The sequence below is a fragment of the Synechococcus sp. R6-5 genome (assembly GCF_047461775.1).
Taxonomy (GTDB): domain Bacteria; phylum Cyanobacteriota; class Cyanobacteriia; order Thermostichales; family Thermostichaceae; genus Thermostichus.
Genome location: NZ_JANSHV010000015.1, coordinates 16,690 through 33,245 on the forward strand (window position 1 = coordinate 16,690; position 16,556 = coordinate 33,245).

Annotated in this window: 15 protein-coding genes; 7 read left to right on the forward strand and 8 right to left on the reverse strand. The window is 60.0% G+C overall.

Translation table 11 applies throughout. The annotated features are described in order from the left end of the window. Positions 1–132 precede the first annotated feature (132 nt). The 5 genes from NW818_RS00825 to NW818_RS00845 all read right to left on the reverse strand — a co-directional run bounded on the left by NW818_RS00825 (position 133) and on the right by NW818_RS00845 (position 8,166). The gene (locus NW818_RS00825) at positions 133–528 is read right to left on the reverse strand and encodes a PIN domain nuclease (RefSeq protein WP_011433301.1); all 396 of its coding nucleotides are present in this window, start codon (positions 526–528) and stop codon (positions 133–135) included. 2 nt (positions 529–530) lie between these two features. Beyond that, a complete protein-coding gene (locus NW818_RS00830) occupies positions 531–734 on the reverse strand; it encodes a type II toxin-antitoxin system VapB family antitoxin (RefSeq protein WP_011433302.1) in 204 nt (67 codons plus the stop codon). A gap of 43 nt (positions 735–777) precedes the next feature. Next, positions 778–4,620 (reverse strand): DUF559 domain-containing protein, encoded by a 3,843-nt coding sequence (locus tag NW818_RS00835; RefSeq protein WP_414423574.1) that lies wholly within the window; start codon positions 4,618–4,620, stop codon positions 778–780. Positions 4,621–4,744: 124 nt separating this feature from the next. After that, a complete protein-coding gene (locus tag NW818_RS00840) occupies positions 4,745–5,275 on the reverse strand; it encodes a hypothetical protein (RefSeq protein WP_414423575.1) in 531 nt (176 codons plus the stop codon). Further along, the gene (locus tag NW818_RS00845) at positions 5,272–8,166 is read right to left on the reverse strand and encodes a helicase-related protein (RefSeq protein ID WP_414383480.1); all 2,895 of its coding nucleotides are present in this window, start codon (positions 8,164–8,166) and stop codon (positions 5,272–5,274) included. Before NW818_RS00845 ends, NW818_RS00840 begins: the two co-directional genes overlap by 4 nt. 97 nt (positions 8,167–8,263) lie before the next feature. Here NW818_RS00845 and NW818_RS00850 point away from each other — a divergent pair, with 97 nt between their 5' ends. Together NW818_RS00850 and gap are read left to right on the forward strand one after the other, a co-directional pair. Then, on the forward strand, positions 8,264–8,824 hold the full coding sequence (locus NW818_RS00850; RefSeq protein ID WP_187147224.1) for a Crp/Fnr family transcriptional regulator: 561 nt from the start codon (positions 8,264–8,266) through the stop codon (positions 8,822–8,824). A 156-nt stretch (positions 8,825–8,980) separates the two neighbouring features. After that, complete coding sequence (gene gap / locus NW818_RS00855; protein WP_011433307.1) at positions 8,981–10,000, forward strand: type I glyceraldehyde-3-phosphate dehydrogenase; 1,020 nt, start codon at positions 8,981–8,983, stop codon at positions 9,998–10,000. A 34-nt stretch (positions 10,001–10,034) separates the two neighbouring features. Here gap and NW818_RS00860 read toward each other — a convergent pair whose 3' ends face one another. Continuing rightward, a complete protein-coding gene (locus NW818_RS00860) occupies positions 10,035–10,526 on the reverse strand; it encodes a 2'-5' RNA ligase family protein (RefSeq protein WP_414423576.1) in 492 nt (163 codons plus the stop codon). 129 nt (positions 10,527–10,655) lie between these two features. Here NW818_RS00860 and NW818_RS00865 point away from each other — a divergent pair, with 129 nt between their 5' ends. Continuing rightward, positions 10,656–11,105 (forward strand): (2Fe-2S) ferredoxin domain-containing protein, encoded by a 450-nt coding sequence (locus NW818_RS00865; protein WP_414331431.1) that lies wholly within the window; start codon positions 10,656–10,658, stop codon positions 11,103–11,105. Here NW818_RS00865 and NW818_RS00870 read toward each other — a convergent pair. Both NW818_RS00870 and NW818_RS00875 read right to left on the reverse strand, forming a co-directional pair. Further along, positions 11,074–11,706: a lysophospholipid acyltransferase family protein gene (locus NW818_RS00870; protein WP_414408400.1), complete on the reverse strand. Its 633-nt coding sequence runs from the start codon at positions 11,704–11,706 to the stop codon at positions 11,074–11,076. The two genes, NW818_RS00865 and NW818_RS00870, sit on opposite strands and share 32 nt — an antisense overlap. An 87-nt stretch (positions 11,707–11,793) precedes the next feature. Next, complete coding sequence (locus tag NW818_RS00875) at positions 11,794–12,504, reverse strand: Uma2 family endonuclease (protein ID WP_414330056.1); 711 nt, start codon at positions 12,502–12,504, stop codon at positions 11,794–11,796. A gap of 152 nt (positions 12,505–12,656) precedes the next feature. Here NW818_RS00875 and NW818_RS00880 point away from each other — a divergent pair, with 152 nt between their 5' ends. The 4 genes from NW818_RS00880 (at position 12,657) to groL (ending at position 16,497) form a co-directional block, all read left to right on the forward strand. Continuing rightward, the gene (locus NW818_RS00880) at positions 12,657–13,136 is read left to right on the forward strand and encodes a GNAT family N-acetyltransferase (protein ID WP_414423577.1); all 480 of its coding nucleotides are present in this window, start codon (positions 12,657–12,659) and stop codon (positions 13,134–13,136) included. 11 nt (positions 13,137–13,147) lie between these two features. Then, positions 13,148–14,263, forward strand: a complete 1,116-nt coding sequence (locus tag NW818_RS00885) for an NAD(P)/FAD-dependent oxidoreductase (protein ID WP_414418516.1) — start codon at positions 13,148–13,150, stop codon at positions 14,261–14,263. A gap of 88 nt (positions 14,264–14,351) precedes the next feature. Then, entirely contained in the window at positions 14,352–14,678 is a 327-nt protein-coding gene (locus NW818_RS00890) for a 30S ribosomal protein PSRP-3 (RefSeq protein ID WP_414330048.1), read from the forward strand. Between the two features lie 199 nt (positions 14,679–14,877). Next, entirely contained in the window at positions 14,878–16,497 is a 1,620-nt protein-coding gene (gene groL, locus NW818_RS00895) for a chaperonin GroEL (RefSeq protein ID WP_414423578.1), read from the forward strand. Positions 16,498–16,556: the final 59 nt, after the last annotated feature.

Below are 16,556 nucleotides of genomic sequence, written 5' to 3' on the forward strand. Positions count from 1 at the left end.
GCGCCAGCTTCCCCCACACCTCCAGTACCCGCCGACGGCTGCAGCATTCTCCGAATGCAGGAACCAGAATCCCTTGCCTTTAGGCAGGGGGTATGTCAAGAGAAAACTGGTCTGCAGAAGGCCACCTCTGCCTCATGGACGAATAACCCGCAATCCTAGATGCGCCTCGTAGCCATCGAAGTCACTGTCGTGGTGGAGGAGCGGAACATTGTTCTCAATGCACCAAGTGGCAATCAAACTGTCTATTGTTTTGCGCACCGTCACGCCTTTGCGACGCAACAAGCGAAAGTTCTGCGCACTTTTCACCGCCAGGGAGGGGTTAACCATTTGCACCTGATGCAATTTCACCAGAGCACAGCGAGCCTGCTCGAAATCGGCATCTTTGCGAAAGCCCTGCAAGACTTCTGCCAAAATCAGGTCGCCCACCAGGATAAGAGTTTGATCCAGGGCCCAATCCAGATAGTCGGTGTGAAGCGATGAAATGCCGTTGAAGTAATCAATCCAGATGGTGCTGTCCACCAGGATCATCCTCAGTCCTGCAGGCACGACAGGCGTTGCTGCTGCAAATTGCCCTCCCATTTCAACTTGCCGCGTAAGTTGCGGATCTCAGCTTGCTCGTGTAGGCGAATCAGGACACGCAGCGCTTCGTGAATCACCTCGCGCTTGGTCTTGAGGCCGGTTACCTGGCGGGCACGCTCGATCAGGTCGTCATCCAGGACGATGTTGGTGCGCATGAGGAGCCACTTGTGTGTATAGAAATGCAGATCTATGTGTATTCTAAGCTTTTATTGAGTGCTGCGCCAGCTTCTCCCACGCCTCCAGCACCAGCCGCCGCGTGCGGTATTCGCCGAACTGACTCAGTTCCTTCTCCTTCAGCACGCGAAAGGTTTCGCCGGGGAAGGTGCTAGCAGCAGCGCGAGCGGCGTAGCCAGCCGGGTCGAGCGGGTCTGCCACCTCTTCCCGCGGGTCGAGTATGTCTTCCAGTTCGCGTTCGGTGAGGTCTGCCGGGTCGAGGATGTAGCGCAGTTGCTTGCGGGTGAGGCCGTAGAGCCGGGCGTAGTACGCATCCAGTTCAGCGCGGAGGATGGCGCGGCGTTCCTCGTTCCAGGTGAACGGCGGGAAGGGGAAGCCCTCACCCAGTGCTGCGGGCGAGGGGGTCGGGGGGTGAGGTCTAATCACAGCCCGCAATCCTTCGTCTGCCTCTCGCCATACGTCGTCGGCGAAGGGTTTCATGTCCCAGGAGGTGTAGACCAGCTCCAGCACGCGCGGGACGATGAAGCGCAAATCTTCGGGGGTGTAGGCTTCGGGCGGCAGGACGGGGAGTTGCTCGACGTAAAAGAAGTTCATGTTAACGCCTGCCAGTTTTTGACGAACGACCCAGTCAAATGGCAATGTTGAGAAATTCGCAACCAAACCTGCGACGAAAGGTGCAGATATGTTCGATGGAAGCAACACGGGCAGGCTATTACCTACCCCCGCCTTTGGCAGCAATCCAAAAACAGCGCTGCGTTCGTTGGTGGCGTTGGTTACATTGCGGAAGCCGAGCAGCCAGCCGCGTTGCCACGCGCCCAGGCGGGCTTTGACTTCTTCCGCAGATACCCAGTACCAGGGCTGGACAACAAAGTGCGGGTCGGCGTGCTGGTGCTCATCAGGCGTGGGCAGTTGGGTGCTGGAGCGGTCGCGCACGCCCTCATAGGTGCCGTAGCGGTGGTCATAGTGCCAGATCATTTTGGCTTCGTAGAGGGGGAGGTAGCCCTCACCCCCGGCCCCTCTCCCAAGGCTTTGGGAGAGGGGAGAAGGATGCTCGTAGGAATGGGCAGTGACATAGGCAGCAATCTCTTGGAGGACTTGTTCTGTGTGGTCGAATATCTGCTCATTGGTAAAGCGCAGCATGGCAAAGCCATGTTCGCGCAGGATTGTCTCCCGCAAACGGTCGCGTTCCTGCTGAGTGGGTTCGCGGTGCACGGCGCCATCTATCTCAATGATCAGGCGGGCATCGTCACAGAAGAAGTCGGCGATGAATTGTCCAATCGGATGTTGACGCCGGAATTTTCGGCCTAGCAGCCGACGGTCACGCAACAATTCCCAGAGCAGGCTTTCGGCGGCAGTCGCCTCGCGACGCAACTGCCGCGCCCTGGCAATCAGTTCCTGGCTGGCCTTGGGTAATTCGTACCCTCCTTCTCCCGCAGCGTGGGAGAGGGGGCTAGGGGGTGAGGGCACAAACACATTCCCCACCAGCCGGTAACCTTGCTTTTCCAGCTCTGCACGGGTGCGGAAGAGGTGCGAGTCGTTGGACATGTGGAACATCGCCATGAAGCGCACGCCCCAAGAGTTTTCTCCCGTGTGTTCGTTAACCAACACCGGCACGCGCTGATAGATGGCGCGGGTCAGGTCGGCGTCTTGCCGGGTACGGAAGACCGGCAGGGTGCGGGTGTTGGGGTTGATGCGGGCAATGTCCTGAGGCGTTAGGCTAAAGAGCCGACGCGGGTCGCGCAGGTGGTCGGCACGGGTGGCGAAGAAGGTAAAGGTGGTGGCGTCGGTCTGGGTACGGCTGCCAGTGAGGGTGAGCAGGCAGAATTTGTAACTGCGATGTACGCCGGGAAAGAGCGCTTCACGGTTTTCAAAATCGAACAGACTGGCCAGTTGTCCCTGTTCTACCAGATCGGCGAAGAAGAACTGATTGGTGGCGTCGGTGGCAATGCCGGTAGGAATGATGATGCCCGCCCGCCCCCGGATATTGAGCAGGCTACGCACCCGTTCGGCAAAGACCGAGTAGGTGTTGATGTCGCCGCGGCCGGTGAGGGGATATTGACCACTGCCCCGTAAAAAGCGGCTGGTGCTTTCGGCGCCGTGCAGGGCACGCTGGTAGTCGTGCCAGAGGGCGGGGTTGGTCTTGGGTAGGTCGGCGATCAGCCGTTTACGGGCGGCGGCATTCGGAGCCCGAGCAATGGCGGTATTGCGGCTGGCAAAGAACTCTTCTTCCTGCAACTTGATGCGCTCCCAGGGCGGGTTGGAGAGGATCACATCAAAGCCGCCACTTTCAAACACCTCTGGAAACTCCAGCGGCCAGTGGAAAAACCGATTCTCGACAGCGAGGGCCTGAGCAGTGGCAAGGGCCTGGGAGGGGGTTCTCTCCTGCAGTCGATCAGCCACGGCTTGGGTGGTAATGGCCCTAGAGAAGTCAGGGATCAAGGGCTGGAAAAAAGCGGCTGTCCACAGGTTGCAGGCTTCCACTAGCTTTTGGTGTTGCGGGTCTTGGCAGTAGCGGCTGTAGAGCTGCTGCTTGCGGCTAACCTCTGCCGGGGAGTTGTCTGGAATGGCTTCTAGCTTCTGTCGCTCCTGGCTAAGCTCAGCCACCACCTGGTCAGTGTCAAAAGCAAGGGAAAGCTGCCCTGTTTGCAAACTCTGGCACTCGGTGCGATTGCGCTGCTTTAGCGAGCGGGCAGCCTCCTTGGAGTCAGCGCTAACCGGGGTAAAGGCTTCATCGGGGATGCCCTTTTCCAAAATCGCCAAATCCAAGACACCCACCAGCGAATCGCCGCACTTGATGTGGTGATCCAGGAAGGTGAGGGGCTTGCCGGCGCAGTGGGCCTCCAGCCACAGGGCCACGCGGCAGAGTTCCACCGCCAGCGGGTTTTTGTCCACGCCGTAGATGCAGTGCGCCACCACATCGCGGATGGCCTCGCGGACACGCTCGGGGGCGGGTTCCTCTTCGCCGGTGCGGATCTTTGCCAGTTCCTTGCCCAACCTGCGGGCGGCAGCAAGCAGGAAGTGACCGGATCCGCAGGCGGGATCACACACACGGATGGACAAAATCGCTTGCTCTTTTTCCTCAGGTGGGCGAGCGGCTTTCAGCCGTTCTTCGATCACTGGCTCCAGCGCCGAGCGGATGAGTTCGGCCACTAGCTCCGGCGGGGTGTAGTAGGAGCCTGTGCTCTTGCGCTCTGAGCCGTAGCCAAGTTCAAAGCGAGGCACCCCCTGGGAGGTGACAACCTGGGGCTGGTAGTCCAGCAGGCTTTCGTAAACGGATCCCAGTTCTTCTACATCCAGCGCCGCGTAGTTGACCCGCCGAAGGGGAGAGGTGGGGTTTTCTCGGTAGTAGGCTAGGTGCGAAAAGGCTTGCAGCAGATCCCGGTTGCTCAGGCTGCACTCATCCAGCTCCAGAGGGGCAAACAGCTCTCCGTTGAGAGGAGCAGCCCCCAGCAGCTCCGCCAGCTCCTCTTGGGAAAGCACCCTCCAGAGCACCCGCAAGCTGCACCAGAGATCCTCGTATTCGTCTTGGGCACTTTGCCGATCCAAAAACCGCCGCAGCCGCGTCACGCTGTAGTGCTCGCGATAGAGCGCCGCGCTGCTCATCAACCCCCGCTCTTCGGAAACCAAGAGGAACAGGAACCGGTAGACCAAGCGCAGCAGTTGGCGGTAGAGCTCCCTGGGATCCGACAAGAGCCGCGCTCTCAGCCTCTGGTTCTTGGGATGGGCCAGGAACCCATTTGCCAGCAACCTGATGCACTCCTCAACCCCCTCCCGCAGCCGTTCCCGTACCCGGCCACCCTGCTCCAGGGCCTGTTGGTAGTACTTTTCCAGCAGACAATCCCCTGCTAGCTCTGCCGTTTGGGGCAAGCGGCTGCGGTGCAGCAGCCGAAAGAGGATGGCAAAGTCGTTAAACCGCTGCTCCTCTAGGATCTGCTTCAGATCTGCTTCAGGTCAAACTCCACATAGGCCTGCCGACGCACATAGGTGGAGTCTAGGTGGAGTCCCGCAGGAGGCGCAGGGTCAATCCGTTGGTAACAATGCCCCAGAGGTGCTCGCTGCGGTTGAGATACTCCTGCAGCAGCGAGTGGGGTGCCAGGCGAGGCCGGCCAGAAGCCGGCACGCGGCCCAGCTCCTGGCGCGCGCCGACGATGTGCACCGGTGGCGCGTCTTCCGCCTCGCCCATGCGATGCGAGATGGGGAAGTTCATTCCGTCCACCTCGCAGGCGCGCGGTTGATAGCGCACCTCGATCCCCAGCAAACTGAAGAAGGGGATCGCCCAGGCATCGCGGGTGATGCTGGTGGCGAGATCGCTTTCGGGCAGGCGCTGCAGGCGGCTCTGGAAGGCCTCCCAGTACTTTCGACAATCGGCAAAGACCGCGGCAATCTCTTCGACTGGGCCGCGCTTGCTGTTAAAGCCGAAGTCTTCTGGCTTCTGTCCTGGCAGATCCCCTGCCAGCAGCTTTTCGAGAATATCGGGCCCCAACAGGCCTCCTTCGATGCGTACCCCAGAAAACTCGCTCATCGGCAAACCACCGGTTGGAGAACAAGGAGTCCTAAAAGATCGGGGGGAAGCTGCGGCTTCACCTTCAGCCCCCGCCCCTGTAGGGACACGGCTTGGCGGATGCGCCTATGGGCAGCCTCCAGCTCAGCAGCACGCTGCAAAATCCGCTCCCGCGCCGCCTGCTGCAGCCGGTGATCCCTTCCCCAGTTTTCCTCTGTCTCCTGCCACGGGCCGAGACAGGCCAGGAGATGCTGAACCAGCTCCCGCTTTTCCGCTAGCGGTAGGTTCTCATCCGGCTTGGCCGTGGCCAGCAGTTGGAGAGCTGCGCCCGTCTCCAGCCAGCGGGCCTCGCCGCTCTCCAGGCCAACACCGCCTAGCACCAGCACCTCTTCCGCCAAGAGAGGCTGCCCCTGGGGTTGCTCCACCAGGTAGCGCACCCGCAGCAGCAGTAGAGTTGTAAGATCAACTACCGCTCGGGTGCGTAGAGCGCCGCAGCGGGAGACGACAGCATCCCCTTTCTCTGGGTTGTCGAGGGCTTCCTCCAGCAAAAACTGGGCCAGGGCAACCACGACGCGGTGGTTGCGGCCAATGTATTCGGCACCTTCGGGCGTGGGCGAGTCGAAGCTGATTAGCCAACGCCCGCCTTTGGGAGAGGGCAGGGCCAGGCGAATGGCTTCCGGCAAGGTGGCAGTGGCTTCGGAGCCGACGCTAACCTGGTAGACCCCCGACCGCTTCCCTGGGGTTATGGCTAGGTTGAGGCGCTGGGCGGCAGCCAGGAAGAATTCGCGCACAGCTTCGGGATCCCCTAGCACGGCATCGGTGGCCTCCAGCTCCCGCTGCACTGCCTCAGGCTTGAGGGCCCGCTGGGCAAAACGGGTGCGGTTGCGCCGCTCCTGTTCGACAGAGCGATCCCAGCGCCGGTGAAACTCATCCACTTCCGGCACGCCAAGATCGAGGGTTAGCTGGCGCTCGGCGGACCAGTGTCCCTTGCGCAGGAAGAGGGCTTCGAGCACAGCCTGGGTAACGCTTTCGCTAGCCTCCGGCACAGGCACGTGGGTGCCCAGGGTGCGGTGGATCTCCCGCGCTTTGTTGAGCAACACCTCCAGTACCACGCCATCTACGGGGTTGTCGCGGCCAAAAAAGCGGATGACCTTGACCCGGCTGGCCTTTTGGCCGTAGCGATCCACCCGGCCCTCCCGCTGCTCCAGCCGATTGGGGTTCCAGGGCAGGTCGTAGTGGATGACGGCTGTAAACTTTTCCTGCAGGTTGATCCCTTCCGAGAGGCAGTCGGTGGCCACCAGCACCCGTGGTCGGTCAACTTCCAGGTTCGCGATCTTGGCCTCCCGCTCCTCGTCTCCCATCCTGCCCGTTACACAGGCTACTTGGGCTGGGGATCCCAGCTGTTGCCGAAGGTAACTGTCCAGATACTCCGCAGTGGCAACGTAGCGGCACCAGAGGATGGGATGAAAACCTTCCTGAAGCAACTTTTTCACCAGCTCGATGGCCCGCGCCAGTTTGGTGTCGTGCTCTGGGCCCTGGAGCTGTTTGGCCAGACGGGCCAGGGCCTGCAACCGGCGGCGGTCGCTATCCGGCAGGGTTGGGTCTGCGGCTTCAAGAGCTGGCGTTGGCAGCTCATCGTCGGTACGCTCTTCTGCCGACTCGAACACCCAGCGGCTCAGTTCTGCCTCAACCTCTTCTTCTGCCTCCAGGGTTGCTCCGCTGCGATTGTGCAATGCCGCTACTGCTGCCGCCGGGCTGGACATTACGCAGCGCAAAAGGGCCAGCGCTCCCCAGTAGCGCACTCGCTGCTGGCGCTTCTCTAGTTGCTGCCCTGTGCACACCAATTCCGAGCAAAACCCATAGGTGTCCTCGAACAGCTTGCGCTGCCCCTCAGAAAGGGTGTAGGTTTCATCTTCAGCTTCCCGGGTTGGAAAACAGGTGAGCTCCTGCCAAGTTTCCCGAATATCTCGCCGCGTGCGCTGGACAAAATGACGGGCTAGCTGGACGCGTTGGTCTTCGTTGAGATCCTGGAGATCCCATGTCTCGAACTCGGGCCGCAGCAGCCCCAGCAGCGAGCGGAAGGCCTCTTCGACACCGCTGTGGGGAGTTGCCGTCAGCAGGATCAGGTGGCGGTTGGGGTTTTGGGCCACCGCTTTGAGCAGACTGTGGCGCTCCTGCTGGTTTTTGCCATGGGCCGCCGCTGCCCCATGGACTTCGTCGGCAATGACCAGCTCAGGACAAAATTGCAGAAATGGGTGGCGGTTGCGCTCGGTCTTGACGAAGTCAATGCTGGCCACCTGGACAGGAAAGTGCTCGTAGAGGCTGCGCCCAACAGGGGTTTTTCGCTCCAATTGCCCCACCGTTCCCGAGCGGATGACCACTGGCTCCAGGTTAAACTTCTCGGCCAGCTCGCTGGCCCACTGCTCGCACAAATAGGGAGGGCACAGGACACAAAGGCGTCGGATCTCGCCGCGATCCAAAAGCTCCCTGGCTATCAGCAGCGCCTCGATGGTCTTGCCCACCCCTACGTCGTCGGCAATCAATAGCCGCACCGGATCGAGGCGCAGCGCCATGAGCAAGGGCACAAACTGGTATACCCGTGGCCGAATCGAGAGGCGCCCCAGAGAGCGAAAGGGAGTTGCGCCCTCCCGTAAAATCAGCCGGGCCGCCTGCCAGAGGAGAAGGGTACTGGTGGCATCGGCAGGATGATCCCCAGAGGGCCAAGGAAAGGCGGTAGGCTCCACTCGCTCGAAGGGCAAGGTGCCGCCCACAAGGTTCATCAGGTGTCGGTGAATGCAAACCGCATCTTCTGGGGTGCCGGTGAGGGGCCGCAGCACCACAATTTCTTCTGAATCAGCGGGGAGCACCACCCACTCGCGGTTGCGGCAGCGGACAATTGAGCCAGGCTGCATGGGATCCCTGGGAGCGACCTACCTTTTCCATTGCATCTTAGATACTCTTTGGGGACAACTCTCTCCCATCTCCCAATACCCTGCCGGCAGCGGTAGGATGAAACGGAGCCGGCCTCAGGTACCCCTCTGGCCCACCGACATCATGAGCAGCCCCCGTTATCCGTTTGAGCGTGTTCGCGAGCACTTGCTCTTCCAATCTTTGGAAGATGCCGAGTGGAAGGCGCTGACGGCAGCCCTGTTGCCCAGCCGCTTCTCTCCTGGCCAGGTGATCTTTCAAGAGGGGGATCCCAGCAGTGACCTGTACATGATCCTCAGTGGAGTGGTGGAGCTGCGTCGCCAGTACGTGCGACATCCGGGAGATTATTGGCTGGCCACGCTGCACGCCGGGCGCTTGTTTGGGGAACTTTCTCTGCTGACGGGGCGGCGGCGCTCCTTTACGGCAGTGAGCATGACCGAGGTGCAAACCCTACGCCTTTCCACCGAAGGGCTGATCCTGCTGCCCCTGGAAGTCCAGGTGAAACTCTACCGCGCCTGGAGCCAGATCATCAGCGAGCACCTTTACTGGCTGGATAGTATGTTCACGGATCTTCTGGAGCAGCGAGGGGTAGAAAATGTAGCCTCGGCTATGGCTCTGCTGCACCAGCGCTATCCCGCTTGAAAGAGGCTCAATCCCTGCTCCGCATAGGTTTGCAGGTCAACGTCCACGAAGACAACCCCTTGGATCCCAAATTTTGTCTTCAGAATGTTCAGGGGTTGCGATATCATGTGCTAGGCAGCAGCCCCCAAGAGATTTCAAGCAGCGAGGTCAGGAGCAGTGGTTAGGGTAGCCATCAACGGGTTTGGTCGCATTGGTCGCAACTTTTTGCGCTGTTGGCTGGGTCGCTCCCAGTCCAACCTGGACATTGTTGCCATCAACGACACCTCAGATGCTCGCACGGCTGCCCACCTGCTCAAGTACGATTCCATCCTTGGGCCGTTGCAGGGAGCAGACGTTGAGCCTGCAGAAAACGGTTTGGTGGTGAACGGCAAGCATATCTATGCCGTTTCCGACCGCAACCCCAGCAACCTGCCCTGGAAAGAGTGGAAGGTGGATCTTGTTATTGAAGCTACAGGTGTTTTTGTCGACTACCAGGGTGCCTCTAAGCACATAGAAGCGGGGGCCAAAAAGGTGGTGATCACCGCCCCGGCCAAGGGGGGAGACATTCCCACGTTTGTCTACGGTGTTAATCAACACACCTACGACCCGGTGCGGCACAACATTGTCAGCAACGCCAGCTGCACCACCAACTGCCTTGCCCCGATCATCAAGGTGTTGCTGGACAAGTTCGGCGTCCTCCGTGCCACCATGACCACCACCCACAGTTACACCGGCGACCAGCGGATCTTAGATGGTGGTCACCGCGATCTGCGGCGGGCCCGGGCAGCAGCATTGAGCATGGTGCCCACCACCACGGGGGCTGCCAAGGCGGTGGCTTTGGTGATCCCGGAGCTGAAAGGCAAGCTGAATGGGGTGGCGGTACGGGTTCCCACGCCCAATGTGTCTCTGGTGGACTTGGTGGTGCAGACGGAGCGGCGCGTGATTGCCGAGGAGGTAAACGCTGCCCTGAAGGAAGCCTCGGAAACCACGATGAAAGGGATCATCGCCTACTCGGATATTCCCTTGGTCTCCATCGACTACCGCGGCCACGACTGCTCGGCCATTGTGGATGCGGAGATGACCAGTGTGCTGGATGGGGATCTGGTCAAGGTCATGGCTTGGTACGACAACGAGTGGGGCTACTCCCAGCGGGTGTTGGACTTGGCGGAATACATGGCCGCTCACTGGGTGGAGTAGGCTGCTTCGGTTGGCAACCCTCTTCTGTTCCCCATTATTCCCCCATCGAGAACTGGGCAAAAACCTGCCAACGTTTGCCGTCGTGGAGGAGGAGCGTCAAAGCTGACGCTACAAACGCACTCTGGAAAGAACGCGTCTTGAACTCTGGCCAGGCGGCGCGAAAGTGGGCGGGGGTTAGATCTCGAAAGGCAACGGTCATGTGGGGCACGAACGGACGGCCCTGAGCGGTTGTCTCTTTCTGGTTGAGAAGGATCCCCATGTGGTGATGGGCTTGAGCTTGTAGCTGCTGCAGTTCTGGGGAGGGCACGACGTGAATAAAAATGACACGCGGCGCGAAGGCCCCAAAGCCGGATAACTGGATGGCGACGGGAGTTTGCTGCTTGGCAAAGGCCTCTAGGGATCCCGTCAAGGCCGGCAGATCGGAACTGGGCCACTCGAACGGCGGCACCAGAGTGATGTGGGGAGGCGAGCGCAGGGCCGCTTGGCTGGCAAATTGCTCGGCAAACTGCTGTTTGATGGCTGTCACCTGCTCTTGCAGTGCTGGAGGGGGGAGCAGAGCAAGAAACAGTCGCTGGCTTGGGGTTATCCACCAGCATCGGTAAGAACCTAGAGAACAGGGGATAATGCAACTGTAGCCAAGCCCAAACATCTTGTTATGTCGCGTCCTGTCGCTTCTTCCCCTATCCTGGATCCCTCCTCGGCAACCGGATCCCCAGGCCAAGCGCCTCAGCCGGCTCCCATTCCGCCCTACCAGTGGCATTTGTTCCTTTGTGCAGATCAAACCAAGCCCAAATGTTGTGAGAAAGCCGTGGGATTGGAAGCCTGGGACTATTTGAAATCGCGGATCAAGGAATTGAACCTGGAAATCGGGAGCGGGGGATCCCTGCGGGTACACCGCACCAAAGCCAACTGCCTGCGGGCATGCGACTATGCTGTTCCCGGCCCTGTGCTGCTGGTCTATCCCGGTGGGTTTTGGTACCACTCGGTCACGCCGGAGGTGGTGGAGGAGATTCTTCAAAAGCACATCTTGGGAGGGATCCCTGTTGTTGAGTATCTGGTAGCCCAAGATACCCTCAGCGCCCCTGATCCAAAAGGGCATGGATAGCCTGCACGCACTCTGCCGTCACCTGCTGCAAATCGGCCTTATCGCTGGAAGCAGGGGGGGGAATCACGTCGCCAATGCGCACCGTGATGGGGCAGAACAAACGCGGCCACCGGGATCCCTTGGGCAGCACTTTCTCGGTACCCCAGAGGGCCACAGGCAACAGAGGGGTTTGCGTTCGCGCTGCAACCAGAGCCGCTCCCAAGTGGGGGTGAGGAATGCGGCCATCGGGGGTACGAGTGCCATTCAAAAAGATCCCCACCGCCCATCCCCGCGCCAAGGCTGCTTCTGTGGCTCGCAAGGCAGCGCGGTCGGAGCCGCCTCTTTTGACCGGATAGGCCCCGTAGAGCTGAATCGCTTGCTTCAACCCCGGCACCCGAAACAGCTCTTCCTTGGCCATGAAGGCCACCGGGCGGCGCACCGCATTGGCCACCAGCGGCGGATCCAAATGGCTGGCGTGGTTGCTGACGACGATGAGGGATCCCTGGCGAGGCACGTTTTCCTGCCCATAGGTGCGCCCAAAATACAGTCCCCGAAACAAGGGGTTGACCACCAGCCACTTGAGCAGCCAGTAGGCCAACCAATCCCGGCGGCGATAACCCATCTGTGAGTCCAACGATCCCTGCCACTCCGGCAGCAGTTCCCTCTCTGAGTGTAGTGGAGGGTGGGTGCTGAAGGGGATCCCTGGGCTTCAGCTCTCCAAATCGGGATCCTCACCCAAAGCCCGCAATCTTGCCGCCAGACGCTCCGCCCGTTGATGTTCTCGCTCCGCCCTTTGACGTTCCTGCTCCGCCCGTTCCCGCTCCAACTCAGCCCGTTCATCGCCGGTCAGCAGCAACTGCCCTTGGGCATCACACCAGCGCAGCCAGCGAGCTTGTTTCCCCTCAAAAACGCCTTCCCACACCGTCAGGCCCAGCCCCACCTGTTCTAGCCAGGTCTCGGTCATTTCCGCGTAGTGGCGGCCCCGCAGTTCGAAAATGCGCAACTCCTCTGGCCCCAGCTCATGATTGGGATCGAAGACCGCGTAGTAGCTAACTCGCATCTGCTCATAACGGCTCAGCTTGCCTTCCAGCTCGTCGCCTTCGCGGTTGGAGACGATCTCGATCACCACATCCGGCGGCTTGTCAAATTGCCAGAGCAGGTAGCAACGGTTTTGCTTCTCCCACCATTGCTCCGGCACCGTGACGTCCAGGCTGAGAAAAACATCCGGCACAATCGGGGGCCGACCGATGGCGGTGTAGATGCCTACATTTGCCGCTGCTAAAAAGGTTTTGCCGCGCAAAGCGCTGTAGAGAGCCCCTGTCAAGAGGCGCTGCTGCTTTTCGGAGGCGAAATTATCCACCGGGGTATCGTCCTCCGTCACAAGGTCGGCAACGTCGGGAACCAGCAGTTCAGTATCCATGGGCAGATGGGGTTGGGGATGCTAGCGATCTTAGCTGCTCACCTCAGGGATCCTCTGCTCCCTGAGAAACAGAGAAAACAGAGTCCTCGAGCAAGCCCAGGTACAATCGAGAAAGCTTTACTTAACGATGATTTCTTTTTCTTCGCTGCTTGATGCAGATCGATATCCGTCCTGCTGAAAATTCGGATAGTGCAGCTCTGCTCCACATTTTGCAGGTGGTCTTTGCGGAGTATCCAGGCTGTGTATTGGATATCGAAGAAGTGCCGGAGTTGCTTCAGCCTGCCACGGCCTTTGCGGAGATGGGGGGAGCCCTTTGGGTGGCGCAGCATCAAGGTCAGGTGGTCGGCTGTGTCGGCCTTGTGCCCGATGGGATCCCTGGGCGCATGGAGCTGAAAAAACTCTACACCCTGCCTGCAGTGCGCGGTCGGGGTTTGGGTCGGCGTTTGATTGAACAGGCCGAATTTGCGGCTCGGCAGCAGCAGGCGGACTCTCTGCATCTGTGGACAGATACTCGCTTCACGACAGCTCATCGGGTCTATGAACGGCTCGGCTATGTACGTCTGCCGGAAATTCGTGAATTGCACGATCGCAGCAACTCTGTGGAGTATCACTACGAAAAGCGTCTCCGTTGAGGGTCGGGCTGTTGAACTGTGATGCGTTGGTGATTGGCTGTGGGGTGGTGGGCTGTGCCATCGCCTACGAATTGTCTGCGGCTGGCCTATCGGTGGTTGGGATCGATGCCGGGGATCCTGCCGCCGGCTCGACAGGGGCAGCTCTGGGGGTATTGGTGGGCATTTCCAGTCGGCAAGCGGGTGGGGAGACGGTTCAGCTTCGCCTGAAAAGCCTGGAGCTGTTCGATCCCCTAATCGCGCGGCTGGAGGAAGACCTGGGCCGGAGTTTGCCCGTCAATCGGCGCGGCATTCTCAAACTCCTCAGGGAGGAGGAAGTGGAAGCTTGGCAAGAGACCCTGGCGGCCCGCCGACAAGCAGGTTACCGCCTAGATCTGCTCAGCCCTGCCGAAGTGGGATCCCTGCAGCCCGGCCTGCGCAGCGACCTGGCGGCGGCCATCTACTCTCCCCAGGATCGACAAGTCCAACCCAAGCTCCTAACCCAGGCTCTCTTGGAAGCAGCCCAACGCAAGGGATCCCGCTTTTTCTTCCACCAGCCTGTCCAGAAGATTCAGCGCAGCTCGGATCCCCCCTTTCGCCTGCAAACGGTTTACACGCCCGCTCTCACCCTCTCGGCAGGGCACGTCATCCTGGCGGCAGGTCTGGGCAGCTCTCCTCTGGCCAAAGAGCTGGGGCTGCAGGTGCCGCTGCAAGCGGTCAAAGGTCAGGCCCTGCGGGTCAAAGCCCCCGGGATCCCCCTGGGGCCCGTGGTCACCGACGCGGATCTGCATCTGGTTCCCCTGGGGGATGGATCCCTGTGGGTGGGGTCAACAGTGGAGTTTCAGGCCCCCCATCCCGAGCCGACGCTGCTGGCGCTACAAGATCTGTTGGCCCGTGCCATCAGGCTCTGCCCGGCTTTGGCCGAAGCAACTTTGTTGGAGCATTGGGCCGGCCATCGGCCTCGACCAGTGGGACAGCGCGCCCCCATCCTGGGTTGGGCTCCTGGCTACGCCAATCTGCTCATTGCCACCGGCCATTATCGCAATGGAGTGTTGCTGGCCCCGATCAGCGCCGCCATCCTGCGGGACTTGGTACTGAAAGGGGAAACAGCCCTCTGTGATCTAGGGCCCTTTGCCCCCAGACAGGGCTGAGCCCGTATCCATCTTCCGGCTCTCGGCCCGCCGATGGACAGGACATATGTCAGAATGAAAGGCTGCCTGGTTAGGATCGGATCGTCCGTTGAGTAGCCCAAAGGAGAAGAGAGCCTTGCCGAAGTTCGCCCTAAAAGCCCTCTGGTTGGAAAACGATTTGGCTATTGCCGTCGATCAGGTGGTGGCCAAAAACCGCAGCCCCCTCACCCACTACTTTTTCTGGCCGCGGGATGACGCTTGGGAGCAGCTTAAGGCTGAGCTGGAAAGCAAAACTTGGATCAGCGAAGTGGATCGCATCGAGCTGCTCAACCGAGCCACCGAACTCATCAACTACTGGCAAAACGGCGGGCGCAACCGCCCCATCAGCGAAGCCCAGGCCCAGTTTCCCGACATCCTGATCGGCGGCAACTCCTAGCCCTCTCCCCCCTGTCAGCCAAAACGTGACTCCGGATCTGCCCATCTTGCTCAGGCTCCCGTCTTTGAGCTAGATTGGCACTCGGGAGTTTAGAGTGCTAACTCCCTGCTAGCCGAGCCGGAGGATTCCTGGGAACCCCACTCCGCCTGGCAGTACCCAAAGTAGGAGCCCAGTCAGACTTACGAGGATCGCGGATTCTATGGCAAAGCGGATTCTGTTTAGAGAAGAGGCCCGCAAGGCATTGGAGCAGGGCATCAACCAACTGGCGGATGCAATCAAGGTTACGATTGGCCCCAAAGGACGCAACGTGGTCTTGGAGAAGAAGTTTGGTGCCCCCCAAATCGTCAACGACGGGGTCACGATTGCCAAAGAAATTGAGTTGGCGGATCCCTTGGAGAACACAGGCGCCCAGTTGATGCGGGAAGTGGCCTCTAAGACCAACGATGTGGCCGGAGATGGTACCACCACAGCCACCATCCTGGCCCAAAGCATGGTGCGGGAAGGGCTCAAAAACATCTCGGCGGGTGCCAACCCTGTGGCTCTGCGGCGCGGCATTGAAAAGACCACCGCCTACTTGGTGGAGCAAATTGCGGCTCACGCCAAGGCTGTGGAAGGCCGTAAGACCATCGCCGAAGTAGCCACTATCTCTGCCGGCAACGACAGCGAAGTGGGAGAGATGATCGCCAAGGCCATGGATGCTGTAGGGCGAGATGGGGTGATCACGGTCGAAGAATCCAAGTCGCTGGAAACCGAGTTGGACGTGGTGGAGGGGATGCAGTTTGACCGCGGCTACATTTCCCCCTATTTCGTCACAGACTCGGAGCGGATGGTGGCCGAGTATGAGAATGCTTATCTGCTGATTACCAGCAACAAGATCTCCAGCCTGCAAGATCTGGTGCCCATCCTAGAGCGGGTGGCCCGCGAGGGTCGGCCTCTTCTGGTCATTGCGGAGGATGTGGAGGGAGAGGCTCTGGCCACATTGGTGGTGAACCGCCTGCGGGGGGTACTCAATGTGGTGGCGGTCAAGGCTCCGGCTTTTGGGGATCGGCGCAAAGCCATGCTGGAAGATATCGCCATTCTCACCGGCGGGCAGCTCATCTCTGAGGATGTTGGCATCAAGCTGGATAAGGTCACCCTGGACATGATGGGGGTAGCCCGCAAGATCACCGTCACCAAAGACAAGACCACCATCGTGACCGATGGCAGCACCAAAGCGGCGGTGGAAAAGCGGGTGGCTCAAATTCGCAAGCAACTGGAAACCACCGATTCCGAGTACGACCGCGAGAAACTGCAAGAACGCATCGCCAAGTTAGCTGGGGGGGTAGCAGTCATCAAAGTGGGGGCCGCTACTGAAACCGAACTCAAAGACCGCAAGCTGCGCATTGAGGATGCCCTGAATGCCACCCGAGCTGCGGTGGAAGAAGGGATCGTCCCTGGCGGCGGGGCGACGCTATTGCACCTCTCCAAAGGGATCCCGGCTTTCAAGGCCAAGTTGAATGCCGAAGAACAGGTGGGGGCAGAAATTGTTTACCGAGCCTTGCAGGCCCCTCTCTTTCAGATTGCCCACAATGCCGGTCTGGAAGGGTCAGTGGTGGTGGAAAAGGTTTTGGAGAAGGAGATGCCCTTTGGCTTCGATGCCCTGAGCGGAACCTATGTGGATATGTTTGCCCAGGGGATCGTCGATCCGGCCAAAGTGGTGCGCTCAGCGCTGCAAAACGCGGCTTCCATAGCCGGAATGTACCTCACAACCGAAGCGATTGTGGTGGAAAAGCCTGAGCCCAAGCCGGCGGCTGGCTCTGCACCTAAGGGGATGATGTAGTCTTGCGAAAGTAAACTACCCGACACCCGCACTATGCGCAGGGTGCGGGCTTTATCCCA